The sequence below is a fragment of the Bartonella callosciuri genome, from assembly GCF_014203215.1.
GTDB lineage: Bacteria > Pseudomonadota > Alphaproteobacteria > Rhizobiales > Rhizobiaceae > Bartonella > Bartonella callosciuri.
The window spans coordinates 160,466-185,704 of sequence record NZ_JACHIM010000001.1; the positions used below are offsets into that span (position 1 = coordinate 160,466).

Consider the following 25,239-nt stretch of genomic DNA (forward strand, 5'->3'; position numbering starts at 1 on the left):
AAATATCTCTTTGTTATTATAAGAAGTTTTTCTATTATATTATTTAAAAATAATGCGATATAAAAAAGTAACCTTTTTATGATTTTTTTTTACGATGAATCATATCATGGATATGAATGGCGTACTTGTAGATGGATAAACACTTTAGAAACGAGGATAAGAAAACTTTGAAACGCAAGCTAACAAAAAAAATCAAAACGAATGCTGATCTATTGCGCCATAAAAAAGTAACAATGCCACAAGCAAAGGCCTTTTCTGTCCACTTATTAACAGCTTCTGGTTCGTTTTTAGCATTTCTTTCTCTTATATCGGCGTCTCAAAAAGAGTGGACTGCTATGTTTTGCTGGCTTGGGCTTGCACTTCTTGTTGATGGAATTGACGGGCCAATTGCGCGCAAACTTGATGTTAAATACGTACTGCCCACATGGTCTGGGGAACTCTTGGATAATATCATTGACTACGTAACCTACGTCTTAATTCCGGCTTTTGCACTTTACCAAAGTGGTTTGATGGGGGTAGGATTATCATTTTTATTGAGTGCTATTATTGTCATTTCATCAGCTATCTACTATGCAGATACTGGAATGAAAACCAAAGAAAATTTTTTTAAAGGGTTTCCTGTAGTTTGGAATATGATGGTTTTCATGCTTTTTGTAGTAAGACCAGGAGAATGGCTCTCTTTTATCATTATTGTTTTATCGGCAATCATATCTTTTTTACCAATTTATTTTATTCATCCAGTAAGAGTTATCCGTTTACGGTGGCTCAATTTCCCAATTTTTCTTTTATGGTGCTTCTTTGGTGTTGCCGCTTTTTTTTACCAACTGAGCGCTCCCTCTTGGGTTAAGATAGGAATTTCAGTAACAGGCATTTATATCTATTGTATTGGTGCTATTATGCAACTATTTCCTCAATTGGGAGCAAAAAAATAATAAGACAAAACAAATACTTTAGGAAAGCTATAAGATGCAAATTGATTTTGGGGCAGGAGATGACATTTCTTTTATAAAAGAAAGACGTGCTGGCATTATAAAGCTTACACGCCCTTCCGCATTAAATGCTCTTAATCAACGAATGGTTTCCGCTTTTAAAAAAGCTTTGAATATATGGGAAAAAGATGATGATATTTCTTGCGTCTTAGTTGAAGGGGAGGGACGTGCTTTCTGTGCTGGTGGAGATGTTGTGGAAATCTACCATATGGGAAAAAAGGACTCTTCTTATCAATATTTCAGCGATGAATATCGTTTAAATGCTTCTATTAGACGTTTCCCAAAACCTTATATTTCGTTCTTGAACGGTATTTGTATGGGAGGAGGGGTAGGTATTTCTATATACGGTTCACATCGAATTGTTACAGAAAATACACTCTTTGCTATGCCAGAAAGCGCTATTGGTTTTTTTCCAGATGTTGGTGCAAGTTTTTTCTTACCATTTCTTCCCGATCACTTCGGAATTTATCTTGCATTGACTGGTGCACACATAAAATGGGGAGATTGCTTAAATTTAAGGTTAGCAACACATGCTGTTCCTGAAATTGAATTAAAATACATTAGAAAAGCTATTATCGAACAAGGAAATCCTAAATTAGCTTTAGATGAACGAGCAATCACAAAAGATTATGAAACAAAGCATGAAATACGCTGTCTTATCAGCACTTGCTTTGGTACACACACGCTGGAAGAATGTATTGAAGGACTTCATAAAAAAAGCAATGAAGGCATTTTATTTGCCAAAGAGTGTTATGGTATTTTGCAGGCACGTTCTCCGACAAGTCTAAAAGTTATCTGGAAACAAATGAAACAAAATTTATCTCAAACTTTCGAAGATTGTATAAAAATTGAAAACCGCATTGCACATCATATGATTAATTCACATGATTTCCGTGAAGGGGTACGTGCAATGTTAATTGATAAGGACAAAACACCTAAATGGCAGCCGAATAAACTTTCAAATGTAACCGATGAAATGGTAAATTATTACTTCCAACCTGTTGAAAAAGAATTATTATTTTGAACACTAGTCCTCAAAAACAGATTTCGAAAATCAATTTAATTTATAATTATTATTTACGATTTTTGGCACTCATTTGCTTAGGTTTAAGTATTTTTTATTGGATACGTCTTGTCGGCATATTTCCAAGCGTCTTATGGCGTTTTGATCTTATGCCATGGCATTGGCAATTTGTATCAGCCACATTGGCTATTGTTTATCCGATCGCTTTAACTGGACTTTGGATGTATTCACTGTGGGGAGTTATTCTGTGGTGCCTTGCAGCATTTATCGAGGCATTCGCAATGACAATTTATTATGCTGATTTCATTTACCAACCGCTTGTACCGTTATTTCATGGAATCCTATTTTTAGTTTTTATAACACTACAAATTATCATGATGCTAATGTCTCCACCTAGTTTACTTAGATAGAGACATCATTTCTTGATTTTTTGTTTACATAAATGGCACCCACCAAAAATCCCAATTACTTTTTATAGGCATTGAAAACAACCATATTAATGTTGATAACGTACCCCACATTGCTGCTACCATCATGATATAAGTCCCTTTATTTTAGTTCCATAATATATATTATGCGATAATATGATCTAGAAAAAATAAAAGCTCAATAATTCTAAAAAAAATCCTACTTTATACACGTTAATCATATTTATGACGCATATTTCTCTTTTAAAACAAAATTATGGCAAAAATTTGATAAATTGCTTTATATATCATCAAAATTTTAATTTTAATCAATATTAATTAAATTAAAAAGCATATAATATAATCTATAATAAAATGACTGTATTAATTTATAATAATATAAAATTTTTCAATATTTTTTTAAATAAAGTAATTTATCATAATAAAGCGTATTATATTATAATTAATAAAAAATACATAAATAATTATTTTACAATATTATTATTTAAATTTTATTTTTTATATATTATGTTTTTCTATAAAATTAAAATAATTTCATAATATTTTTTATTATGAATGATATTAAATTATCTTATAGTTAGCTAAGATATAATTTTATTAAAATATTTACTGCTATTCTATAAAATGGATGATTATGTTGATTATTTTTTTAGATATATATTATTTTTTAATTTTTCTATCGATTATTTTACTCATAACAGTAAATACCTCTCTGTTACGAGATTGATACATCTGTTTCAAAAATAAGCCCTTGATATGCAGGTTTAACGTGCACTGGAACATAATTTACAACCTCATTGTAATCAAGTGATCTGTCCATATGTGTGAGTATGGCTTGTTTTGGCTGTAAATATTTTATCCATTTTAATGCTTGATCAACAGAAAAATGGCTTGGATGAGATTTAAATTGTAGAGCCTCAATAATTAAAACATCTAAATTCGTTAATTTCGGTAACGTTTTTTCAGGAAATTTACTAACATCTGTACAATAAGCAACGTTACCAATACGAAAACCTAAAGAATGAATATTACCATGATATTGTAAATGCGCATTAATGGTTATTGCTCCGCCCTGCCCCTGAATTATAAATTGACTATCTTCATTGATAAGATGCGCTTTTAAAATGGGCGAATAAGGTGAGCCTTTTGGTGTTTCAAAACAATATCCAAAAGCATTTTTCAAATGCTTTAATGTGAACGTATCTGCATAAATATCTATTAAACATTTTTGTGCAAGTGCATAACTGCGTAAATCATCAATACCGTGAATATGATCTGCGTGAGAATGTGTATAAAGTGCAGCATCAAGATGATTCACGCGCGCATCAATCATTTGTGATCTAAAATCTGGACCAGTATCAATAACGACAGTTGTTTTTTTTCCTGATGTATGAATGCGTTCAACTAATAAAGAACTTCTGTAGCGTTTATTTTTTGGGTTATTTGGATCACAAGCTCCCCAATCACCATTAGGACGCGGAACTCCTGGAGAGGAACCACAGCCTAATATTGTAAATCGGTACCGATCAAACATGCCTTTTACCTTATTTCATTTTGTTAAATAACCGAAAAGCATTTTGTGTTGTTATATGAGCTATCTCTTCTATACTTAAACCAATTGTTTCAGCCAAAATAGCTGCGGTATAACGTACAAAAAATGGCTCATTCGTTTTGCCTCGATAAGGAACAGGTGCTAAAAATGGTGCATCTGTTTCAACCAATAAATGCTGATGGGGCACAATTTTTGCTATTTCACGGAGTTCAAGCGCATTTTTAAAAGTAAGAATACCCGAAAAAGAGATATAACCACCAAGTTCAATGCTAGTACGAGCAAGTTTTTCCCCAGATGAATAACAATGAAGTATAAATGGAAAAGCTTTTTCTTTTATCTGTTCGCGTAATATTTTCTCCAGATCGGAATCCGCATTGCGTGAATGGATGACAAGAGGAAGCTGTGTTTCTTGCGAAGCGATAATATGTTCTTGAAAAACTTTCTTTTGCTCTTCTGGTGTAGAATAATCATAATGATAATCAAGACCAGATTCCCCAAACGCAACAATTTTAGGATGCTTCGAGAGATTAATAAGTTCTTCAGCTGTGATATTTTGTTCTTCACGGGCATTATTGGGATGTGTCCCAACGGAGCAAAATACTTGATCATAGGTTTGCGCAATTGCTAAAAGCTTATCTAACTTGTGAACATGTGTTGAAATTGTTATCATACGTTTAACATCAGCATCTAAAGCCCTCTGAATAACACCACCTAAATCTTGTGAAAAATCTTCAAAATCAAGGTGGCAATGTGTATCAATCAACATGATGAGTCTCGTCTTTCTTAAGTATATAACGGGGAAAGATTGGTTCTGGTGGTGGAAGATCAAGACCTTCTTGAATTTTTGAATGGCTGATATGATGCAATAATCGATTGTCTTCAGCAATTGCAAGACTATCAAGAAGCTTGCCTGCTGATTGTGGCATAAAAGGCAACAACATAATTCCTATTCGCCGTAAAATTTCTACAGTTATGTAAAGAACCGTAGAAAATCTTTCTGGATTATTTTTCCGTAAACTCCAAGGTTGTTCGTTGGCAAAATAACGATTAGCATCTGCAATGACTGAAAAAATAGCTGAAAGTGCTAAATGCATGCCATAAGAAGACATGGCTTGGCGTACAATTTCAAGCGTTTGAAGAGATTGTTTTAATAGCTGTTCGTCTTGAACTAAAAATGCAACTGGTAAAGGGACTTTTGCATCGCAATTTTTGGCAATCATAGATAAAGAGCGCTGTGCTAAATTACCAAGATCATTAGCAAGATCCGCATTAATGCGATTTACAAAACTATCATGGCTATAACTGCCATCTTGTCCAAATGGTATTTCACGAAGAAGAAAATAACGAACCTGATCAAGACCGTAGTGATTAACCATTTCAAAAGGATCAACGACGTTTCCAATGGACTTTGACATTTTTGCACCGCGGTTAAGTAAAAAACCATGAGCAAAAATATGCTTAGGTAATTCAATTCCAGCAGACATTAAAAAAGCTGGCCAATAGACTGCATGAAAACGAAGAATATCTTTACCAATAATATGCGTACTTGCTGGCCAAAAATCACGTCTTTTCGAATTTTCATCGAAAAAGCCAATTGCTGAAAGGTAATTTGTAAGTGCATCAACCCAGACATACATCACGTGCCTTGGATTATTTGGAACAGGCACTCCCCAATTAAAACTTGCCCGTGAAATAGAAATGTCTTTTAAACCCGATTTAACAAAACTTATAACTTCGTTCCGTCTCTCAATTGGAGCAATAAAATCAGGGTATTTTTCATAATGTTCAAGAAGAGCTTTTTCATAACGGGAAAGTCTAAAGAAATAACTTTCTTCTTCGTTCCATTCAACTGGAGAACCTAACTCCTTTTCGCGACGAATATTGTCTTCTCCAACTTCAGTATCCTTTTCTTCATAATAAGCTTCTTGACGAACAGAATACCAACCAGCGTAACGGCTAAGATATATATCGTCATTTGCTTCCATCATGTTCCAAATTTTTTGACAAGCTTGATAATGACGCTCTTCTGTTGTACGGATAAAATCATCGTTAGAACAATTTAAAACTACAAGCATTTTTTGAAACCCAGCACTATTATGGTCTGCGAGTTTTTTTGGCGTCATACCTAAGACTTCTGCTGTTTGTTGCATCTTTAAACCGTGCTCATCCGTACCAGAAAGAAAAAAAACATTTTTCCCATCTAATCTTTGAAAACGGGCCAAAACATCGCTTGCAATCGCACTATAGGCATGCCCAATATGTGGAGTGCCGTTAGGATAAAAAATTGGAGTTGTTATGTAATATGTGTTATGCATGTCAGACTCGTTATAAAACGCAATAAAAGATACACTGACATAACGTCTGTTAATTACATTGTCACGGAAAAAGCTCAGTCTCACGAATGATCTTATGAACTCTAAACAGCAGATTAACAATAAACTGCTTTTGATCGAGATTAAATGACTGTGTTTCCCCTATTGCTTGATGAATCTCCTGCCACGCTTGAGCGCATCTTTTTGAAAGAGCTAACGCTCCCCTTTCAACAAGCATGATAGATCTTTTTTGAATTTTATCAAGAATTTCATCACAAAATTGTTGAAACTGGATATCTGAAGAAAGTGTTTGTGCAAGAGTGTGCACAACAGCTGGATTACAAAAAGGTTGTTCCAAAAGAGTATTAAGGGTTTTAATAATTTCAAAACCGCTATGACAAATAAGCAAAGCCGCTTTTCGAGGACTTCCTTTGGACCTTTGAATAATCATTTGAACAGTTTCTTCATCAGGTAAATCCTGATTGGAAAAAATATGGGTAAGAGCTTTTTTCATTTCCTCATCACGCAATGGCCGCAAAGAAATCTGTTGGCACCGTGAACGAATTGTTGGGAGTAATTTTCCTGGAGAGTGCGTGATAAGAATTAATAAAGTCTTTGCAGGAGGTTCCTCAAGCATTTTGAGAATTGCATTCGCTGCACTTCTATTCATATCCTCTGCAGGATCAACGATAATAATACGCCATCCATTATCTTGTGATGTTTGGTTTAAAAAATGCATAACATCACGGATGTCATCAATGAGTATACCTGTTTTGAACTTTTGTGTTTTTAAATCAAAGCGACGTGAAATGTGCAAAAGACCAGGATGACAGCCTTGTGAAATTTTGTGCCATGTAATGGAATTATGCTTTGGTTGTAGAAAATCGTTCTTGTGAGAGCTTAACACATTCCAAGCAAGGTGAAAAGCCAATGTGGCTTTTCCAATTCCATGTTCTCCTTCAAATAATAACGCATGATGTAAACGCTCCTCCTTACGCATTTGCGTAAAAAAATGACGCGCAGCCTCATGACCAAATATCATGTTATTTTGCGAAGGTGATAAAACTGAGTCGATATCGTCATATTGACGCAAAATATTTACATCGCTCATAGACGTTGATCCAAAAACACTTGATGACAAATATTTTTTATTTTCTGTGCAATAACTTCAACTGAACTTGTGGCATCAATCACGCGAAATCTATGGGGCTCTTGTTTTGCTAATTGCAAGAAAGTTTGACGTCTTTGTTCTTGAATATCCAAATTATCTTTTTCAAAATAATCAATCATTTCTGCTTGCTTTCTTCGCACCTTTGCACGCTCCATACCATATGCCGCGGGAATATCTAACAAAAACGTTAAATGAGGCATTATCCCATTGAGGGCAATACATTCTAAAATGGAAAGAATAGAGGAACTGATCCTATCATTGAGTCCTTGATAAACGCGTGTAGAATCAATGAAGCGATCGCATAAAACGACTTTGCCTTTTTGCAGCGCAGGCATAATAACTTCGCTAACGTGGTCGGCGCGCGCTGCTGTAAATAAAAGTGCTTCAACTAAAGGACCATACTGTTGTACCTGACCTGATAATAAAACATGGCGGATTGCTTCTGCACCTGCTGTTCCTCCTGGCTCTCGTGTTGTAACGATATCATAGCTTTTGCTAGAGAGATACTGAGCAAGCAAAGAAATTTGCGTTGTTTTTCCTGCTCCCTCCCCTCCTTCAAATGTAATAAAATAACCCGACACGTATGAACCTTAGCTTTGCTTTTATTGAGTACGTACTATAAATATTTCCGTAACCATCCAATTGTTATTTCATAGAATGCATTTTTTGCTTTTGCAAAAAAGCTTCCTTCCGGGACATTATTTCCAGCAAAAACTGGCTTTTCGAGAAGAACCTTTTTATCTTCTAAAATTTGAATAACACCAACTTGTTGCCCTAAAATAATAGGAGCTTTCAACGGACCATGATATTTAATTTTTGCTTTAACATTCATTTTTTTTTCATTTGAAAGCATAAAATTTATCGTTTTTTTCACAATAAGTGGAACAGAATTTTGCATCCCACCATAAACAGAAGCATAGCCAACAGTTTCTCCTTTTGTAAAAATCGTTTTAAGATCAAAAGCTGTCATACCCCATTGAAGAATGCGTTCTACTTCTTTCGTATACTCTTTACCACCCTGTAAACCATTTATTGCCAAGAAAAGACGTCGATGGTTTTTATAAATGGCAACAACCATTGAAAAACCTTCTGCTTCACTATAACCGGAAACAAATCCTTCTATAGCAAAATCCTTAGAGATAAGAGGATTTTTATTACGTTGAAAAATATTATTCCAAGTAAAGTGAGGTTCACGATAAAGCGCATAATAATCGTGATATTCATGGGCGATATGGCGTGCTAATATGATCATATCGTGCAATGTTACAAACTGCCCCTCTTCAGGAAGCCCTGTAGCATTAACAAAATGGCTATGGGACAATCCAAGTGTTTTAGCCCGCTGATTCATCAGTTTTGCAAAATCAGCCTCACTTCCCGAAACACCTTCAGCAAGGACAATAGCAGCATCATTTCCATTGACAATAATTAAACCGCGTAAAAGATCAAAAACACTAATTTCTGACTTTACTTTTGCAAACATAGTGGTTGTACCAGAAGGCGCTCCACCTTTGCGCCAAGCATTTTCACTTACTTTAAATTTCTCTGTACTATTTAACAATCCTTGTTTTAATTGATGAAATATAACTTCAGCCGTCATCAATTTTGCTAATGAAGCAGGAAAAAAAGTAAGATTACTTTGTTTTTCAAAAAGTATTGTATCTGTATCATTATCTACTAAAAGTAATTGCGATGCAGAAGTTTGAAAATCTTGTGCCCTCCCTCTTCCGTCTAATGTTAACATCCAAAATAAGGTAAATAAAACCCTTAATACTGTACGCATAGCCGATTCTCCCACGTTTAAAGAATCAGCATAAAGAATCCTCTTATATAAGAAAAGATTTGTTTATTTCTAAAGAGCAAGAATCATCACAAACTCAAAAAACAGTTCTATTTTTGTTTAGTGCCCTCAGCATAAATCGATATGCTACACTCTACCTTTTGATTTCTTACTTAGGATTCGCTTTAAATGTGCGCAAAACTCAGGAGCAGTTGTTTTTAAAGTGTCACTTTATGCAACATAATCTCTTACGTTTAAAAATCTTACAATAAATCACTTTGTAGTCTTAAAAATACATAGGATTAAGAAGAGAACACTTTCTTTTTCAAAACATTTCTAATTAATTGACTCTTATCTTTTCGCTTAGCTTATTTATAAAAGCTATTTGATTAAATAATATCGGCTTATTAATCAGAATCGGACCAATTTCCGGTAATTTTATTAAAACAGTTTTATCAAGCTCCTTTTGTTCAACAGAAATTTTAACGGAATGTCTTTCACTGACTTTACTAAATCTCCCTAAATCGTCTTCTCTTTGTTTTGGAAGCTCTGCCAATGTTAATGAAGATGGAGTATGGTCCCCCGGCGTATAAGAAGCCATGAGATAAGCACCATCATAATAGCCAACGGGTGCTTCAGAAATATATTCTACTTTAACATTTGCCACGCCCGCATTTACATAACCAAGTATTTCAGCAGCCTGTTTTGATAAATCAATGATTCTATCTTTCATAAAAGGACCACGATCATTCACTCTAACAATAATAGAAGATCCATTTTTCAGATTAGTAACACGAGCATAACTAGGTAAAGGCATTGTAGGATGAGCAGCAGTAAGGAGCTGCATGTCATAGACTTCACCGTTTGCGGTTAAACGCCCATGAAAATCTGAGCCATACCATGATGCTTCTCCAACACGTTTATAGGTTGGATCATTTTGAGGATAATACCATTTTCCTTTTATTTGGTAAGGTTTACCAACAATGGCACGCCCACGGCTCTTTTCTTTTGATTGCTTTTTCCCACTTGATTTCTTTTGAGGAATAACACTAGTCTTTATGTCAGTTTTTTCATTATGACAGGAGTTCCTTAACGTAAAATGTGATGTTTTTGTTGAACAACAAGATACCAACAGCTGAGAAACAGCTACTACAGAAACAAATTGAAATGTTGAGTTAAGAATGGAAAGAAATTTTTTTTTGCTGTTTAAAAGCATTTTTCAGCTCACCTAAATATTTACCGCTATTTTAATTAAGTTACCAGAAAAAACATGCCGCACTCTCTGCGTGCATAAGAGAAGTTCACATTTTCAAATGATTTCCCTCGCGCGCTTATGGTACCCTCAAATCTCACTCTTTACCAAAAAATTAATATATTATTAATATTTTATTGGCTGTGGCAGGAAAAATGCACTATGATATAGGCATTGTAATGCATAAAATCTAAATAAATCAATAACTTAATAAAAATATAATCTCATAATATAAATTGTGAATAAATAGGTTTATGCTGCATAAGGAACAGCAAAACACTCTGATTAATGCAGAAAGAAATCGTCAATTAATAGAGAAGCCCAATAATTAGCATGATTTTAGTGGAATTTTGAAATACCACTTTAAGAAATAAAAATTCCTGAACTTTTACCGATTGATTTCATTTAGGGATGGTGAGCGCGCAGGGATTCGAACCCTGGACCTACTGATTAAAAGTCAGTTGCTCTACCAGCTGAGCTACGCGCTCTCAAACAAGCTATCTCGCTTGCAGAAAGTGAATGGAACATACGGTTGACTTTTCATTTGGTCAACACCTTTTGAAAAAAAATGTTATTATTTATTCTACTTATCAATATTTTTCTGTTTTTTTTCTTGTTTTCGTCACTGTATATAAAACTTTTTTCCTTTTTAAGCTTGAATAAAAGGGATACATAAAAATGAATTATAGTTTCTAGAATATGAAATAGTGAATGTTTCAAAATTATCGAGGAAGCAGAAGACATATATAAAGATCAGAAATAGGGTTTAATAAACAATAAAAACAAATAAAAATAACGGTACATGTTGTTGTTGAGTTTAAAAAATATAGCAAGAAAAAGTATATTTATTTAATAATATACAAATTAAAATATTATCAAATATAACGTGACTGTCCCTTTATTATAATTATAGCTTTAAACGTTTTCGTCGCTACTTTCTAATGGGCATAACGTCTGTGATTCACAATGCCCCAAAAATTTTCTACTAGCATACAGATAATAAAACAGACTAGAATAAGAATTCTAGGATAATTTAAAAATGACACTAATGTAATAAATAAAAAGATTTTTTTCAATATTTTAGCTATAAAAATTTTATTGAAAATAAAAACGTAAAAATAATACGTGAATGATTTTAAATGCATAATTGAGCTACAATCTTTCCTAAATTAATAGAATACTGTTCAATTGAGGTACTTATAGTAAAAATCACAATCTATCCTAATATCTTTTTAGAAAAGATAGATAATACTTTTCAAAGGAATGCAGAAAAATTCAGACTAAGATAATTAAATTTATTTTTATTAAATTATATTTAAAATAATTTATTAATTATATGCTTTAATATTTATATAAAGTATATAACATATCTTAATATATTATAAATTTAAATTATATATTAAAATATATTGTTTCATTCATATGAATAAACAAATAATATTTTTAAATTATAATTGCTCCTAAAATAAAAAATAAAGAAAATTATTTTAATTTATATCGAAAAAACTATAGAATATTTACAGATAGCTATATTTTATTTTCTATTTACCTCGTTTTTGATTCTTTTGATTGGAACACTAAATGCTAACATGTAAACAATATGAGCTGCTCTTGTTCATTCATAATCATACGAGAGAAACTGGTGTTCCCCCCTCCTTTGATGAAATGAAAATTGCACTAGAGCTTTCTTCAAAGTCCGGTATTCATAAGCTCATAATAGCCTTAGAACAACGAGGTTATATACGTCGTTTGCCAAATCGTGCCCGTGCAGTAGAGGTAATTCGACTTCCCGATAAAATAACATTCAATCTTTCTTTAGCACGTAAAATTTCTCCTAGTATGATAGAGAAAAATAAAAGAAAAATATCAAAAAGCTTTGGTGAATTTGATAACTGTGAAGCGGAAGAGGAAAAAAATATCACGATTCCCATTATGGGGCGCATCGCTACGGGTGTACCTATCTCCGCTCTATTGCAACAAACAAATACGCTTTCTTTGCCGCAAGATATGGTTAACTCAGGTGAGCATTATGCTTTAGAAGTAAGAGATGATTCTATGATTGAAGCTGGTATTCTTGATAAAGATACTATAATTGTTAAAAGCCAAAGTATAGCAACGTCAGGTGAAATTGTTGTCGCATTCATTGATAAAGAAAAAGCAACTTTAAAACGTTATCGACGCAAAGGAGCCTTTATTGCATTAGAAGCTGCAAATCCTCACTACGAAACACGCATATATGAATCTGAGCGTGTACAGATAAGAGGTAAGCTTATCGGACTTATTCGCAAATATTAAAAATTTAAAAATCTTCTTAGAGTGTTCATCCATTTAGTAAAAAATTGTTTGGTATTTTTTTCGTATTATGCCACACTCATGCGTAAAAGCGTATGCTCTCGTAAAACATTTTAGCAAGAGAACAAATAACTTTGTAAAAAAGTGTATTGCATATCTATCAAAGATAAAGAGCTTTTTTTATTGTCAATGACGTGAAAACAGCAAATAAAATTTAATTATCATAAAGTCGCAGGGTTTATCATGGCAGCACCTCGTATTAGTTTTGTCTCTCTCGGATGTCCCAAAGCTCTGGTGGATTCTGAGCGGATTATCACAAGACTCCGATCTGAAGGTTATGAAATTTCACGTAATCATCAAGGTGCTGATCTCGTTGTTGTGAATACCTGTGGTTTTCTTGATTCTGCTCGAAATGAATCGTTAGCCCATATTGATGAAGCCCTTAAAGAAAATGGAAAAGTTATTGTAACTGGATGTCTTGGTGCTGACCCTGATGTTATCCGTCAAGCACATCCTAATGTATTAGCTATTACAGGACCACAAGCCTACGAAAGCGTTATACAAGCAGTTCATATAGCAATTCCCCCAATTCATGACCCTTTTATTGATTTGGTTCCTCCACAAGGCATTCGCTTAACACCTCGCCATTATGCTTATTTAAAGATTTCTGAAGGATGTTCTAATCGGTGTAGTTTTTGTATTATCCCTACTTTACGTGGGAATCTTACTTCACGTCCTATCAATGATGTTCTTCGCGAAGCTGAAAAACTTGTACAGGCCGGTGTAAAAGAGCTTTTGGTTATTTCACAAGATACGAGTGCTTATGGTATTGATATTAAATATCTTGAAAGCCCTTGGAAAGACCGCACAGTAAAAACTAAATTTTTCGATCTTTGTCGCGAATTAGGTGATATGGGCATTTGGATACGCATGCATTATGTCTATCCTTATCCTCATGTTGATGACGTTATTGAGCTTATGGCTACAAAAAAAATTCTTCCCTATCTGGATATTCCTTTTCAGCATGCGTCCCCAACTGTTTTGCGCAACATGAAACGTCCAGCTCTCATGGAAAAAACAAACCGTAGAATTGAAAAATGGAGAAAAATTTGTCCAGACCTCACCCTACGATCAACATTTATTGTCGGATTTCCAGGCGAAACAAATGAAGATTTTAATATACTTCTTGAATGGTTAGAGGAAGCAAAAATTGAACGAGCTGGATGCTTTAAATATGAAGAAGTAAAAGGTGCTGCCGCAAATGATTTGGGATTAAAAAACATCTCTGAAGAAGTAAAAGAAAACCGCTTGCATCGCTTTATGGCAAAACAACAACAAATTTCTACCCATCTTTTAAAGAAAAAAATTGGAAAGAGACTCCAAGTTTTGATCGATGAAAGTCAAGGGAAAATTGCTAAAGGCCGTAGTCAATATGATGCTCCAGAAGTAGATGGTGTTGTGCATATATCATCACGGCGACCGCTACGTGTCGGTGAATTTGTCACCGTAAAAATTGAAAAATCGGATGCTTATGATCTTTATGGTATCGCAGTTTGAAGAGAAAGGCTTAAACTTATTATATACTTAACAATTAAGTTTTATAATAAATTTTTAAAATCAAAAATTTTTTTATCGAGTAAGTGACTTGGACGAACATTTGTTAAAGAACGAATCATAGTGTCTTTACGTCCTGGCATTTTCCGCTCAATATTTTTTAGCATTTCTTTCATTACATTGCGTTGTAACCCATCCTGACTGCCACAAAGATTGCAAGGAATAATAGGAAAACGCATTGCTTGTGAAAATTTTTTCAGATCTTCTTCAGCAGCGTAAATAAGAGGGCGTAAAACAAAAAGATCTCTTTCGTCATTTATAAGCTTTCCCGGCATGGCTGCTAATCGCCCACCATGAAACAAATTCATAAAAAACGTTTCTAAAACATCATCACGATGATGTCCGAGAACTAAGGCAGAACATCCCTCTTCACGTGCGATACGGTATAAGTTACCACGTCGCAATCGAGAACAAAGCGAACAATATGTTTGTGTATGTGACAATTTATCTGTAACGACGGAATAAGTATCCTGATATTCAATGCGATATGGAATTTGATAAGAGTTTAAAAAATCTGGAAGAACGTGTTTTGGGAATCCCGGTTGTCCTTGATCAAGATTACATGCCAGAATTTCAACAGGTAAAAGACCACGCCATTTTAGATCTAAAAGAAGTGCAAGTAAACTGTAAGAATCCTTTCCACCTGATAAAGCAATAAGCCATTTTTTTCCTGAAGAAAGCATAGAAAAATCATCTAATGCTTGCCGCATATGACGTAAAAGCCGTTTCCGCAGTTTATTAAACTCTACAGTTGAAGGAGCACCCCTAAATATTAGATGACAATCATCAGCTTTCCTTACAAAAGAACCGGTTTTCTCTACATTTTTTTCCATTGCTTTATATTCAGCTGAAATATTATCCATAATACCATAATCCTGCATAATAAATAGCTTGTTCTGCGAGAATGACAGAGACAACAATAGACGTAATATAGCTTAAATGATGTTTTGTTGCCCTATAAGATGAAATAGCAAAAAAGAAATGGAGCTACATAAGTCATGTTGTTATAAAATACAACAACAAACTTTAGATAGCACCACTCACAAAAAACATTTATCTGCTTCAAAGGCTATAAAGCAACACAATACTTCTGAACATATAAAAAAGGAAAGAGAGCAATACTCTTTCCTACAGAAAATTCAGCGAGAATAAAATTCAACAACCAAATTAGGTTCCATTTGCACAGCATAAGGAACATCTGCAAAAGAAGGGATTCGGGTAAATGTTGCTTTCATCTGATTATGATCCGCTTCAATATATTCAGGCACATCACGTTCGGCTAACTGCACAGATTCTAAGACCAAAACAAGCTTTTTTGACTTTTCACGAACCTCAATAACATCACCTGGTTTACAACGATATGACTGAATATTCGTACGCCGACCATTTACATTAACATGACCGTGATTGATAAATTGGCGAGAAGCGAAGATTGTAGGCACAAATTTCGCACGGTAAACAACAGCATCCAAACGCGATTCCAAAAGTCCAATAAGATTTTCACCAGTATCACCACGCCGACGAGCAGCTTCTTCATAAGTTCTATGGAATTGCTTTTCTGAAATATCACCATAAAACCCTTTTAATTTCTGCTTAGCGCGTAATTGCACCCCATAATCAGAAAGTTTTCCTTTACGGCGTTGTCCATGCTGACCTGGACCATAATCACGGCGATTAACAGGAGATTTCGGCCGACCCCAAATATTTTCTCCCATACGGCGATCAATTTTATATTTTGTTGTTTCGCGTTTACTCATCGCATTTCCTTATAAAATAAAATACAAAATCTCATAGCGAGATCTCAAGGAAACGCGCCCTCCTCTGCCTTTAAATATTAAAGACTGACAGAATACTTTAACACAGCATGTGCAAAATTATTCACGGGACACGTTAATTAATGCCATTTCCTCGAAAGAAAAAGCTAAAATAGCTTTATTGCTCTTGTATTCTAAAGTCAACTCCTTTCATAAGATTTAAGCCAAATCCTTTTAACAAAGACTCCGTTGAAGACATTATATTTTGCGATGTAAACAATGCAAAATCTTTCCGCTTCTTCATGGCTTTTGTATGTACTCTTTCCGGTAACAATGATTTTGTATGTTTAGCTATAGCTTTTGCTGGATCAATCCATTCAACGGGCCATAAAGCTTGTTCACGAAAAAAGTTAATTAAAAAAGGATAATGTGTACAAGCTAAAACAATAATGTCAGTATATTTTCCATTTCTTTCAACAAAGCACGGAAGAATTTCGTAATGTAATGCTTTTAGATCTATGGCTTTTCCACGTAAATAATCTTCAGCAAACCCAGCAAGTTTTTCACTTCCAACAAGCTGCACATGACACTGAGCAGCAAATGAATTGATTAATTCATGTGTATACGCACGTTTAACTGTTCCAGGAGTCGCTAATACTGAAATAAAACCAGATTTTGTTTGTTCTGCTGCTGATTTAATTGCAGGAACCGTTCCTACAAAAAGAATATGGGGAAATTTTTGTCGTAAATCTGCCATCATCAGTGTAGAAACAGTATTGCAAGCAATCACACATAAAATAGGATTATAGAGAGTTAAAAGATTTGTAAAAATCTTTAAAATACGCTTCTTCAAAACATTTTCTTCCCAAAGGCCATAAGGGAATCCCGCATCGTCAGCAACATAAATAAATTGTGTTTCAGGAATCAGAATGCGTACTTCCCTCAACACTGTTAAACCGCCAATGCCACTATCAAAAAAAAGAATAGGCCGTTCATCCATCAGTTTTCACACTTGTTTTTAATTTTTTACGATCACGATCTGCGGGTGCACCGCTTCCCCGTGGAAACTTAGGCGAAAAATGCTCCAATGAAGAAATAATTCCCCTGAGTAAACGAACCTCAGATGCGCTAAAATTAGCGCGCGTAAAAACAGAGCGCAGATTTGCGAGCATCACCTCTTTACGTTCTCGGGGTCTAAAATACCCACGGATATCTAAAGCATCTTCTAACTGAGATAAAAAACCATGAAACGTTGCTTTATTTGCTGGCTCCATCTCTACTGCTCGAAAAGCCGTATCGCTCACATCCTCCAAACCTGATTTCATCCATTCATAAGATATAAGCAAAACCGCTTGTGCAATATTGAGCGACGCAAAAGCAGGATTGACTGGAAAAGTGATGATTTCATCAACAAGACTGATTTCGTCATTTTCTAACCCCCACCTTTCCCTTCCAAATAAAATACCTGTTCGATGTCCAATATTTTCACGCTGACGCAAGATACTCGCCGCCTCGACAGCACTTTTTACAGTTTTAAAACCACATCTTTCACGTGCCGTTGTAGCAAAAACATAATGTAAATCTGCAACTGCATCACGCAATGTATTAAAAATTACTGCATCGTTGATGACATGATCAGCTTTACTAGCGGCAGCTCTGGCTTTTTCATTTGGAAAGGTTTCTCGAGGTTTGACTAATCGAAGCTTAGAGAGCCCAAAATTTGCCATTGCCCTTGCTACCATACCAATATTCTCAGGCAATTGCGGTTCGACCAAAATAATAATGGGACCATTTGTCAAATTTTTGCGATTCTTATTGGTTCCAGCCATCAATCCTACCTAATTTCATGTATTACGCTCCTATAGCTGATTTTTTTGAACGCGACCTTTTTTATAATAAGATTCATATATTGCAAGAAATAACCTTTTTAATAAAAAATTACTGTCCATATTTCTTTTTTATTCAGAGTTTAATGATAAAAAGGATTAACAATGGATTATGAAAGCAAAAAATGAACTTTGTTTTTAGGCCTTAGATCTGTTATTAAGCTGCCCTTAACATTAATGCTGCATTATTTAACACGCTCTATAATATTTATAATAAATCACAACCTGAGTTGAATTCTAAAATCATAAATTCTAAGAAAGGAATATGCTTTTTAGTCCCAAACTTTTTCCTGCAAAACTTATCCGTCGTTATAAACGTTTTCTTGCTGATGTTACACGAGATGATCAACACATCTTCACCGTATCAGTCCCCAATACAGGATCGATGCGTGGATTGGTGGCTCCCAATTCCAATATTTGGCTTTCATATAATAATAGTTCCAAGCGAAAATATGCATATCAATTAGAAATTGTCGAAGCAAATAATACTTTGGTTGGTATTAATACGACTTTGCCCAATAAACTTGCATTAGAAGCGCTTCAAAATGGATTATTACCGGAACTAAGCGGGTACAAAACAATCTTGAAGGAACAATCCTATGGACAAAAATCACGAATTGACTTTCTCCTGCGCGATAATGGCCTCCCTGATTGTTATCTAGAAGTCAAAAATGTCCATTTTATTCGCCAAAAAGGATTAGCAGAATTTCCTGATACAGAAACAAAACGCGGTACACGTCATCTTGAAGAGCTCATAAAAATCGTGCAACAAGGAAAAAGAGCTGCTATGCTTTATGTAATTCAACGGGAAGATTGCTCAGCTTTTACAATCTGCCATGACCTTGATCCAATCTATGGACGGAAATTTGATTTGGCATTAAAATCAGGGGTAGAATTTTATGCTGTAAAATGTCACGTAAGTGTAGAAGGTATTTTTCCGATTCATCGAGTAAAAATAGAAAATAGAAAGAGCAATGACAAATTATATTGAATATAATAAAGTACCCCTAAAGTTTAACGGACAAATCCGCATTTTTGATGACTATGCTTTTGCTAAAATGCGTGAAGTTGGCCGCATTGCCGCAGAATGTCTTGATGCACTTACAGATATTATTAAACCTAATGTTACCACACAAGAAATTGATGATTTCGTTTTTACTTTTGGTGCCAAGCGAGGGGCTCTTCCTGCAGACCTAAATTATCATGGATACAGCCATTCATGCTGTACATCCATCAATCACGTTGTTTGCCATGGCATTCCCAATAAAAGACTTTTACAAGAAGGCGATATTGTTAATGTCGATGTAACTTTTATTCTCGATGGTTGGCATGGAGATTCAAGCCGTATGTATCCTGTTGGAAAGATCAAGCGTGCTGCGGAACGTCTCCTAAAAATAACACATGAAAGTCTTATGAGAGGAATTGCCGTAGTTAAACCTGGTGCAACCACAGGCGATATTGGTGCAGCCATTCAACACTATGCAGAATCTGAACGGTGTTCAATTGTGAGAGATTTTTGTGGACATGGAATCGGTCAACTTTTTCATGATGCACCCAATATTCTTCATTATGGAAATCCTGGAGAAGGAATAGAACTCAAACAAGGTATGATGTTTACAATTGAGCCGATGATCAACCTTGGGAAACCACAAGTTAAGATTTTGTCTGATGGCTGGACTGCTGTTACACGTGACCGATCTCTTACCGCACAATACGAGCATACAATTGGTGTAACAAATGAAGGATGTGAAATTTTTACGCAATCTCCTAAAAATATTTTTTATATTCCAAGTTTATATGCCTAAATAAATGTAGAAGCGTCATGGTAAAAAAAACAAATAAAAAAGGAGATATTCAAAGCAACCATTTTGCATTAACATCAAGCTCTTCACTTAATTCTATACCAGACAAAAAAAATGAAAAGCTTCAGAAAAATTCACAGATACATAAGCATTATCAAGGGCACCGTGAACGTCTGCGTAAACGTTATTTAAAATCAAAAGGAAATGCGCTTGAAGATTATGAATATCTTGAATTATTGCTTTTTCGCACTATTCCTCGAGCAAATACAAAACCAATAGCAAAAAACTTAATAGCACATTTTGGTTCGTTAGCTGATGTATTGGGAGCTGATATTCATCGACTTCAAGAAGTTCAAGGTTGTGGTCCAGCAACTGCGATCGACTTAAAAATTATTGCAGATGTTTCTGGACGCCTTGCTCGTGCAGAATTGTTTAAACGCGATATTTTTTCATCATGGGATAAAGTATTGGCTTATTGTAAAGCTGTCATGGCTCACGAAACACGCGAACAATTTCGTGTTTTATTTCTTGATAAAAAGAATGGTTTACTTGCTGATGAAGTGCAACAAACCGGAACCATTGATCATACCCCTGTCTACCCGCGTGAAGTCATTTCTCGCGCTCTGGAATTATCTGCATCAGGACTTATTCTAGTTCACAACCACCCTTCCGGTGATGCTCGACCTTCTCAAGCAGATGTAACAATGACATATAGATTAAAAGACGCAGCGAACGCATTAGGCATTATTCTTCATGACCATCTTATTATCGCACGAAACGAACATACGAGCTTTAAAGCATTAAAACTCATATAAATCATCATGAAATGAAAAGAATTCCCTTTGGCTATTTATAACGAATCAATTTTCTAAATCAATATCTAATATGGCCATTGAAAAATTGTACGATAGTTCATCCTCGTCTTCATCTCGATAGATGACACCTAAAAACTCATCCCCAATATAAACCTCACAAGAATCATCTTTTTTAGGCCGCGCTCTCACTTGCAATGATGAATTTTGGAATATATTTTTAAAATAACTATCAAGTTTTTTTATTTCATCAGCATTCACCATGCTCTCCTGTCTTTTGAGACTCTTAAATTAATTCCTGTTTGGCAAATAAAGCAGTTCTCCGATTGATTCTATAAAGCTAGTATCAACCTTCACTTGTATTACCTATACTCAAAACAGCACTATCTTTACAAATTTACTGAAATACCTTTATAAAAAGGTTAAAAGACTCTATCATTATTAAATATACTCGTATAGATTTAAAAGTAAAAAAACGTGTAGAAAACCGTAAATTTAATAATTTTTGCCTTATCCCGAATTTTAGAACTTGCATATTCTGACAAAATATGGAGCAATAATTTATATTTTTTTTCTTTTCTATCCAAAACAGAGTTTTATAAAATAAAAACATTTCTCTTTTTCACAGCTGTTTTTTTACTGTCAATTCCTATTGATAATAAAAATAATTCTCTTTAACTACTTTCAGAAAATATCCATTTAATCTGTAAGAAAAAACTTCACTTTTACACAAATATAAAAAATAAGCTCTCACTACAACTTATTGTTATTCCTCCCTCCTTTTCATAAAAAATTTTTAACACAATAGCTGAATCTCTGAATAAGCTTTGCATCTTATCCAAAACAAAAATATTGGATATCTGGAGGAACACTAGAAGTACGTATAATTCTTATGCAATAGGATAGCGAGAAAGAAAATCGATAACGCCTTTTTTATAAACCTTATCTCCCACAGTAAGCATATGATCTCGACCAAGAATTGTTAGCGCCTCACCATGAGGCAATAAAGCTGCTAACGGTTCTGCTTCACCGCCAATCTCATCTAATGAACCAACGGCAACAAGTGCAGGTTGCTTAATTTTATAAACCTCAGATGCTGTTAACTCTTGTTTTGATGTGATAATACAAGCAGCGAGAGCACGCCTATCACTTTTAGTTTGATCTGCAAATTTACGAAACATCAAACCTCGCGGATTGGTAATGGTAGAAACATCTTCTGCTAAAAGAGCTTCAGCAACAGGTTCCCAATTTCCTGCTCCTGTTACCATACCAATACCTAAGCCACCAAAAATAACGCTATGTACATATGTCGGATACAAAAGAGCCATAAATGCACTAATTCGAGCACCCATAGAATATCCCATGACATGCGCTTGAGGTAATTCCAAGTGCTGTAATAATCTCATAGCATCGCCAGCCATAGCTTGAGGTGTATAAAAAGAAGGATCGTAACTTTTAACTGAATCTCCATGTCCACGATTATCAAGAGCAATAACACGATACCCCGTTTCCGTAAGGGTACGAAACCAACTCGTTGCATACCAATTTACACGTGCAGAAGATCCAAAACCATGTATTAACAAAATAGGCTCCCCCTGCCCTTCTTCTCGATAAGCAAAACGCAAACCATCATATTCAAAAAAACGAGTATCTTCAGCTGTCATTTTTTATTACTTTCACATTTTATTACTTTCACACTCTCCGTAAAGTGCCGGATGTATCACACGTTGTCCTTTTTTTATCTGCTTTTCAGAAACTTCACCAGCGTTAACCTCAAGTGCAAAAGTTGCAGGAACTTCTGATGAAATAGTATCCGTTGAAAATGGAGAAGTGTTTTCGACAATTGACACAATGATTCCTTCAGCGTTCAAAAAAATCATATCTAAGGGTAAAGGTGTATTTGCCATCCACATAAAAAATTTCTGCTTATCCTTTAATCGATTGCTTATTTGGTTTCTAAAGAGCATTGCGCGATCACGTGGAAAATCAGTGCGATACATCAAACCAGCTGCCGCCTGAGATGGTGTAAAAGCAATCTCTACATTGTAAAAAAACACACCTTTTTTTGTCTGGATTTCTAAAGGAACCGGATGAACAGGAATTTCTATGGGCTTCTTTGCTACAGCTATACTGACGATTAACATAAAAAACAACGCCAATATAACGATGCGTCCTCGTTTAAAAGGCTTTAACACTTTGATTTCCATCACAAACAATTCTTTTTTTTTGTTGCCTAAATAAAAACAGAACTTAAAATAAAAATAAGAGAATCTTCATCTTCTTGCTCTTAACGCAATGTTATTGGCAATCCAATTCATTTAATAAAGCTTTACAGAACAGCTATTTTTGCTCTTCTTGAGCAATGCTCGCTTCATAGCTATTCTGCCTATAGTTAGGCAATAATACTCTTTTCTAAAGAGTAAAAGGGATCCTAACTTCAAAAGTGCAATTCAATGTGTAGCGAACGGAATTCCGATATCCGGATAAATTTCTGCTGTCATCAAGCCTTTTTCTCCTTTGCCAAAACGCACAAGAACAACTTGACCAGAACGAAGCTCTGCCAAACCAAAACGACGCAATGTCTCCATGTGAATAAAAATATCCTCTGTTCCCTGCCCACGGCTAAGAAAACCAAACCCTTTATCGCGATTAAACCATTTAACAATTGCGCGCTCTAAACCACTTTCTGGAGTAACAACAACATGCGTACGAGCTGGAATTTCTGACGGATGAATCGCTGAAGAACAATCTATGGATTTCACTTGAACGCACTTTAATCCTCGTTCAGTTTTTTCCACAGCACAAATAACTTTAGCACCCTCCAAAGCTGTTTGAAAACCATCCCTACGCATTACTGTAACATGCAATAATATATCGGGAAAATTAGGCAAGTCAGGTACAATAAATCCATATCCCTTACTACCATCAAACCACTTAATGACCCCACTAATTTCAATAATCTCACCACAAGCACTTATACTGTCCTTAGATAGGGAACAATCCTTTAATGCATCCTTACTCGTCATAATAAAACGTGATCCTGTAGTCTAAATTATACGATATTGATTCTCTATGCTAAGTAGACATTGCTCTTGCATCAACGCGCAAGCCTGAAGATAAGATTTCCCCATATTGTCGTACCTCCTATGTTAATATTAACACGAATATTTACATACACAGTTGTTTGAGTATGCCTCACGTATCTTACAACAGCTGCTTCACAAAAAAAGTTAATATAAAATTTTTACACAATGATTTTCATTTTTTCATTGATGTGAAACTTGCATGATAAAGAAGTTCAAGATAAGGTAGAGAAACCACAACTAGATGAGAGAAAGTGCGCAATGCAATTAAAAAAAATCTTTACTACGCTTGCAGCTATCATGGCATTTGTTGCGAATGTCCATGCAGATGAACCTATCAAAATTGGCGTTTACCTTCCATTAAGTGGTCAAAATGCATTTGGAGGTCAGCTTGAACTTAGAGGCATAGAATTAGCACATAAAAAAATCCCAGAAATATTGGGGCGTAAAGTGGAGCTTATCATTATCGATAACAAGTCTGATAAAGTAGAAGCTGCTAATGCTGTTATGCGTTTAACTGCCCGTGAAAAAGTTAATGGAATCATCGGTAGTTATGGTTCTTCACTCTCGTTAGCTGGTGGAGAAATATCGGAAAAGGAAAAGACTCCAACTGTTGCAACTTCCTCAACAAACCCGCTTGTTACACAGGGAAAAAAATATTATTTTCGCCCTTGCTTCATTGATTCCTATCAAGGTAAAGGAATCGCAATTTATGCAATTCAAAATTTACACGTAAAAAAAGCAGCTGTACTCAAGGATATATCCAGCGATTACGCAATCGGTCTCGCAAATTATTTCACGCGTGCTTTTAAAAAACTAGGTGGTGAGGTTGTCTCAAATTTCAACTATAATTCTGGGGATCAGGATTTTTCAGCTGTTCTCACACAAATTATCGCACAAAAACCTGATATTTTGTTTATTCCATCCTATTTTTCTGAAGGCGCTATTATTATGAAACAAGCGCGTGAACTAGGTGCAAAGTTTCAAATTATGGGTGGGGATGCTATGGATAATCCAGAAACCGTTAAAATTGCAGGAAAAGCTGCAGAAGGCTTTTTACATACAACACTTCCCTACAGTGAAAGTATGCCGAATATGTCAGCAGCTGCACAGGAGTTTACAGATGAATGGAGAGCAACTTATCCTGATCAGGAGCCAAACATCAATTCTGTTTTGGGATATACGAGTTATATGATGTTCATGAAAGCTATCGAAAACGCTGGCAGTGCTGATCGTGAAAAGATTACTACCGCACTTAATAAGTTAAAAGATTTTCAAACACCCTTTGGTGATATGTCTATGGACGAAAATCATAACCCTAAAATTCCTATTGGTGTAATTCAAATAAAAGATGGAAAACGTGTCTATTTAGATAACGTTAAACCCGCTTTTTAGAAAGTCGTAATTTTTGCTAATCTAAATACAAGAATTGGTTAAGATTTCTTCTTAACCGAAATCTGAATCTCCTTATTTTATCCTGTATGATTAATA

Annotated in this window: 24 protein-coding genes and 1 tRNA gene; 9 read left to right on the plus strand and 16 right to left on the minus strand. The window is 34.9% G+C overall.

Going from position 1 to position 25,239, the window contains the following annotated elements:
- The first annotated feature begins 131 nt into the window (after window positions 1–131).
- From pcsA to HNQ69_RS00735, 3 genes are read left to right on the plus strand one after another with little or no spacing between them, the layout of a single operon-like run.
- On the plus strand, window positions 132–932 hold the full coding sequence (gene pcsA / locus HNQ69_RS00725) for a phosphatidylcholine synthase (protein WP_183228201.1): 801 nt from the start codon (window positions 132–134) through the stop codon (window positions 930–932).
- 34 nt (window positions 933–966) lie between these two features.
- Window positions 967–2,013, plus strand: coding sequence for an enoyl-CoA hydratase/isomerase family protein (locus HNQ69_RS00730; RefSeq protein ID WP_183228202.1), 1,047 nt, complete (start codon window positions 967–969; stop codon window positions 2,011–2,013).
- Window positions 2,010–2,423, plus strand: coding sequence for a DUF6163 family protein (locus HNQ69_RS00735; protein WP_183228203.1), 414 nt, complete (start codon window positions 2,010–2,012; stop codon window positions 2,421–2,423). Before HNQ69_RS00730 ends, HNQ69_RS00735 begins: the two co-directional genes overlap by 4 nt.
- 733 nt (window positions 2,424–3,156) lie before the next feature.
- Here HNQ69_RS00735 and HNQ69_RS00740 read toward each other — a convergent pair.
- The 8 genes from HNQ69_RS00740 to HNQ69_RS00775 all read right to left on the minus strand — a co-directional run bounded on the left by HNQ69_RS00740 (window position 3,157) and on the right by HNQ69_RS00775 (window position 10,993).
- Window positions 3,157–3,975 carry an MBL fold metallo-hydrolase gene (locus tag HNQ69_RS00740; RefSeq protein ID WP_183228204.1) on the minus strand — a complete coding sequence of 273 codons (819 nt, stop codon included), beginning with the start codon at window positions 3,973–3,975 and terminating at the stop codon, window positions 3,157–3,159.
- Window positions 3,976–3,985: 10 nt separating this feature from the next.
- Entirely contained in the window at window positions 3,986–4,759 is a 774-nt protein-coding gene (locus tag HNQ69_RS00745) for a TatD family hydrolase (protein ID WP_183228205.1), read from the minus strand.
- Window positions 4,749–6,308: a methionine--tRNA ligase gene (gene metG / locus HNQ69_RS00750; RefSeq protein ID WP_183228206.1), complete on the minus strand. Its 1,560-nt coding sequence runs from the start codon at window positions 6,306–6,308 to the stop codon at window positions 4,749–4,751. The genes HNQ69_RS00745 and metG overlap by 11 nt, the downstream gene beginning before the upstream one ends.
- 61 nt (window positions 6,309–6,369) lie before the next feature.
- Window positions 6,370–7,416: a DNA polymerase III subunit delta' gene (locus HNQ69_RS00755; protein ID WP_183228207.1), complete on the minus strand. Its 1,047-nt coding sequence runs from the start codon at window positions 7,414–7,416 to the stop codon at window positions 6,370–6,372.
- Window positions 7,413–8,057 carry a dTMP kinase gene (tmk, locus tag HNQ69_RS00760; RefSeq protein WP_183228208.1) on the minus strand — a complete coding sequence of 215 codons (645 nt, stop codon included), beginning with the start codon at window positions 8,055–8,057 and terminating at the stop codon, window positions 7,413–7,415. Before tmk ends, HNQ69_RS00755 begins: the two co-directional genes overlap by 4 nt.
- Window positions 8,058–8,092: 35 nt before the next feature.
- Window positions 8,093–9,256, minus strand: coding sequence for a D-alanyl-D-alanine carboxypeptidase family protein (locus HNQ69_RS00765; RefSeq protein ID WP_183228209.1), 1,164 nt, complete (start codon window positions 9,254–9,256; stop codon window positions 8,093–8,095).
- Between the two features lie 337 nt (window positions 9,257–9,593).
- Window positions 9,594–10,469, minus strand: coding sequence for a septal ring lytic transglycosylase RlpA family protein (locus tag HNQ69_RS00770; RefSeq protein WP_183228210.1), 876 nt, complete (start codon window positions 10,467–10,469; stop codon window positions 9,594–9,596).
- A gap of 448 nt (window positions 10,470–10,917) precedes the next feature.
- Window positions 10,918–10,993: transfer RNA gene (locus HNQ69_RS00775), tRNA-Lys, on the minus strand.
- A 1,093-nt stretch (window positions 10,994–12,086) separates the two neighbouring features.
- Between HNQ69_RS00775 and lexA the strand changes: the two genes are divergently transcribed.
- Window positions 12,087–12,800 carry a transcriptional repressor LexA gene (gene lexA / locus HNQ69_RS00780; RefSeq protein ID WP_183228211.1) on the plus strand — a complete coding sequence of 238 codons (714 nt, stop codon included), beginning with the start codon at window positions 12,087–12,089 and terminating at the stop codon, window positions 12,798–12,800.
- 240 nt (window positions 12,801–13,040) lie between these two features.
- On the plus strand, window positions 13,041–14,354 hold the full coding sequence (gene rimO, locus HNQ69_RS00785; RefSeq protein ID WP_183228212.1) for a 30S ribosomal protein S12 methylthiotransferase RimO: 1,314 nt from the start codon (window positions 13,041–13,043) through the stop codon (window positions 14,352–14,354).
- A gap of 41 nt (window positions 14,355–14,395) precedes the next feature.
- Here rimO and ttcA read toward each other — a convergent pair whose 3' ends face one another.
- From ttcA to HNQ69_RS00805, 4 genes are all read right to left on the minus strand, one after another.
- A complete protein-coding gene (gene ttcA / locus HNQ69_RS00790) occupies window positions 14,396–15,274 on the minus strand; it encodes a tRNA 2-thiocytidine(32) synthetase TtcA (RefSeq protein ID WP_246348449.1) in 879 nt (292 codons plus the stop codon).
- Window positions 15,275–15,550: 276 nt separating this feature from the next.
- The gene (gene rpsD / locus HNQ69_RS00795; protein ID WP_183228214.1) at window positions 15,551–16,168 is read right to left on the minus strand and encodes a 30S ribosomal protein S4; all 618 of its coding nucleotides are present in this window, start codon (window positions 16,166–16,168) and stop codon (window positions 15,551–15,553) included.
- A 175-nt stretch (window positions 16,169–16,343) separates the two neighbouring features.
- Window positions 16,344–17,165: a glutamate racemase gene (murI, locus tag HNQ69_RS00800; protein WP_183228215.1), complete on the minus strand. Its 822-nt coding sequence runs from the start codon at window positions 17,163–17,165 to the stop codon at window positions 16,344–16,346.
- Complete coding sequence (locus tag HNQ69_RS00805; RefSeq protein WP_183228216.1) at window positions 17,158–17,994, minus strand: RNA methyltransferase; 837 nt, start codon at window positions 17,992–17,994, stop codon at window positions 17,158–17,160. Before HNQ69_RS00805 ends, murI begins: the two co-directional genes overlap by 8 nt.
- A gap of 322 nt (window positions 17,995–18,316) precedes the next feature.
- Here HNQ69_RS00805 and sfsA point away from each other — a divergent pair, with 322 nt between their 5' ends.
- The 3 genes from sfsA to radC are packed head-to-tail and all read left to right on the plus strand — an operon-like array spanning window position 18,317 to window position 20,668.
- Complete coding sequence (gene sfsA, locus HNQ69_RS00810) at window positions 18,317–19,042, plus strand: DNA/RNA nuclease SfsA (protein ID WP_183228217.1); 726 nt, start codon at window positions 18,317–18,319, stop codon at window positions 19,040–19,042.
- On the plus strand, window positions 19,026–19,856 hold the full coding sequence (map, locus tag HNQ69_RS00815; RefSeq protein ID WP_183228218.1) for a type I methionyl aminopeptidase: 831 nt from the start codon (window positions 19,026–19,028) through the stop codon (window positions 19,854–19,856). The genes sfsA and map overlap by 17 nt, the downstream gene beginning before the upstream one ends.
- 17 nt (window positions 19,857–19,873) lie before the next feature.
- Window positions 19,874–20,668, plus strand: coding sequence for a RadC family protein (radC, locus tag HNQ69_RS00820; RefSeq protein ID WP_183228219.1), 795 nt, complete (start codon window positions 19,874–19,876; stop codon window positions 20,666–20,668).
- A gap of 45 nt (window positions 20,669–20,713) precedes the next feature.
- Here radC and HNQ69_RS00825 read toward each other — a convergent pair whose 3' ends face one another.
- The 4 genes from HNQ69_RS00825 to HNQ69_RS00840 form a co-directional block, all read right to left on the minus strand.
- Window positions 20,714–20,926 (minus strand): DUF3126 family protein, encoded by a 213-nt coding sequence (locus tag HNQ69_RS00825; protein ID WP_183228220.1) that lies wholly within the window; start codon window positions 20,924–20,926, stop codon window positions 20,714–20,716.
- A 629-nt stretch (window positions 20,927–21,555) separates the two neighbouring features.
- Window positions 21,556–22,329, minus strand: a complete 774-nt coding sequence (locus tag HNQ69_RS00830) for an alpha/beta fold hydrolase (RefSeq protein ID WP_183228221.1) — start codon at window positions 22,327–22,329, stop codon at window positions 21,556–21,558.
- A gap of 12 nt (window positions 22,330–22,341) precedes the next feature.
- Entirely contained in the window at window positions 22,342–22,860 is a 519-nt protein-coding gene (locus HNQ69_RS00835; protein ID WP_183228410.1) for a DUF192 domain-containing protein, read from the minus strand.
- Between the two features lie 255 nt (window positions 22,861–23,115).
- The gene (locus HNQ69_RS00840) at window positions 23,116–23,691 is read right to left on the minus strand and encodes a cold-shock protein (protein WP_183228222.1); all 576 of its coding nucleotides are present in this window, start codon (window positions 23,689–23,691) and stop codon (window positions 23,116–23,118) included.
- Window positions 23,692–24,009: 318 nt separating this feature from the next.
- On the opposite strand from HNQ69_RS00840, the gene HNQ69_RS00845 reads away from it, so the two are divergent.
- Window positions 24,010–25,143, plus strand: coding sequence for an ABC transporter substrate-binding protein (locus tag HNQ69_RS00845; RefSeq protein ID WP_183228223.1), 1,134 nt, complete (start codon window positions 24,010–24,012; stop codon window positions 25,141–25,143).
- The last annotated feature ends 96 nt before the right edge of the window (window positions 25,144–25,239 follow it).

Excerpts from the sequence above, each read along its gene's own strand:
- pcsA (WP_183228201.1), top strand. The coding sequence starts at position 132 with ATGGATAAACACTTTAGAAACGAGGATAAGAAAACTTTGAAACGCAAG.
- HNQ69_RS00730 (WP_183228202.1), top strand. The coding sequence starts at position 967 with ATGCAAATTGATTTTGGGGCAGGAGATGACATTTCTTTTATAAAAGAA.
- HNQ69_RS00740 (WP_183228204.1), bottom strand. The coding sequence starts at position 3,975 with ATGTTTGATCGGTACCGATTTACAATATTAGGCTGTGGTTCCTCTCCA.
- HNQ69_RS00745 (WP_183228205.1), bottom strand. The coding sequence starts at position 4,759 with ATGTTGATTGATACACATTGCCACCTTGATTTTGAAGATTTTTCACAA.
- metG (WP_183228206.1), bottom strand. The coding sequence starts at position 6,308 with ATGCATAACACATATTACATAACAACTCCAATTTTTTATCCTAACGGC.
- HNQ69_RS00755 (WP_183228207.1), bottom strand. The coding sequence starts at position 7,416 with ATGAGCGATGTAAATATTTTGCGTCAATATGACGATATCGACTCAGTT.
- HNQ69_RS00765 (WP_183228209.1), bottom strand. The coding sequence starts at position 9,256 with ATGCGTACAGTATTAAGGGTTTTATTTACCTTATTTTGGATGTTAACA.
- HNQ69_RS00770 (WP_183228210.1), bottom strand. The coding sequence starts at position 10,469 with ATGCTTTTAAACAGCAAAAAAAAATTTCTTTCCATTCTTAACTCAACA.
- lexA (WP_183228211.1), top strand. The coding sequence starts at position 12,087 with ATGCTAACATGTAAACAATATGAGCTGCTCTTGTTCATTCATAATCAT.
- rimO (WP_183228212.1), top strand. The coding sequence starts at position 13,041 with ATGGCAGCACCTCGTATTAGTTTTGTCTCTCTCGGATGTCCCAAAGCT.
- ttcA (WP_246348449.1), bottom strand. The coding sequence starts at position 15,274 with ATGGATAATATTTCAGCTGAATATAAAGCAATGGAAAAAAATGTAGAG.
- rpsD (WP_183228214.1), bottom strand. The coding sequence starts at position 16,168 with ATGAGTAAACGCGAAACAACAAAATATAAAATTGATCGCCGTATGGGA.
- murI (WP_183228215.1), bottom strand. The coding sequence starts at position 17,165 with ATGGATGAACGGCCTATTCTTTTTTTTGATAGTGGCATTGGCGGTTTA.
- HNQ69_RS00805 (WP_183228216.1), bottom strand. The coding sequence starts at position 17,994 with ATGGCTGGAACCAATAAGAATCGCAAAAATTTGACAAATGGTCCCATT.
- sfsA (WP_183228217.1), top strand. The coding sequence starts at position 18,317 with ATGCTTTTTAGTCCCAAACTTTTTCCTGCAAAACTTATCCGTCGTTAT.
- map (WP_183228218.1), top strand. The coding sequence starts at position 19,026 with ATGACAAATTATATTGAATATAATAAAGTACCCCTAAAGTTTAACGGA.
- radC (WP_183228219.1), top strand. The coding sequence starts at position 19,874 with ATGGTAAAAAAAACAAATAAAAAAGGAGATATTCAAAGCAACCATTTT.
- HNQ69_RS00830 (WP_183228221.1), bottom strand. The coding sequence starts at position 22,329 with ATGACAGCTGAAGATACTCGTTTTTTTGAATATGATGGTTTGCGTTTT.
- HNQ69_RS00840 (WP_183228222.1), bottom strand. The coding sequence starts at position 23,691 with ATGACGAGTAAGGATGCATTAAAGGATTGTTCCCTATCTAAGGACAGT.
- HNQ69_RS00845 (WP_183228223.1), top strand. The coding sequence starts at position 24,010 with ATGCAATTAAAAAAAATCTTTACTACGCTTGCAGCTATCATGGCATTT.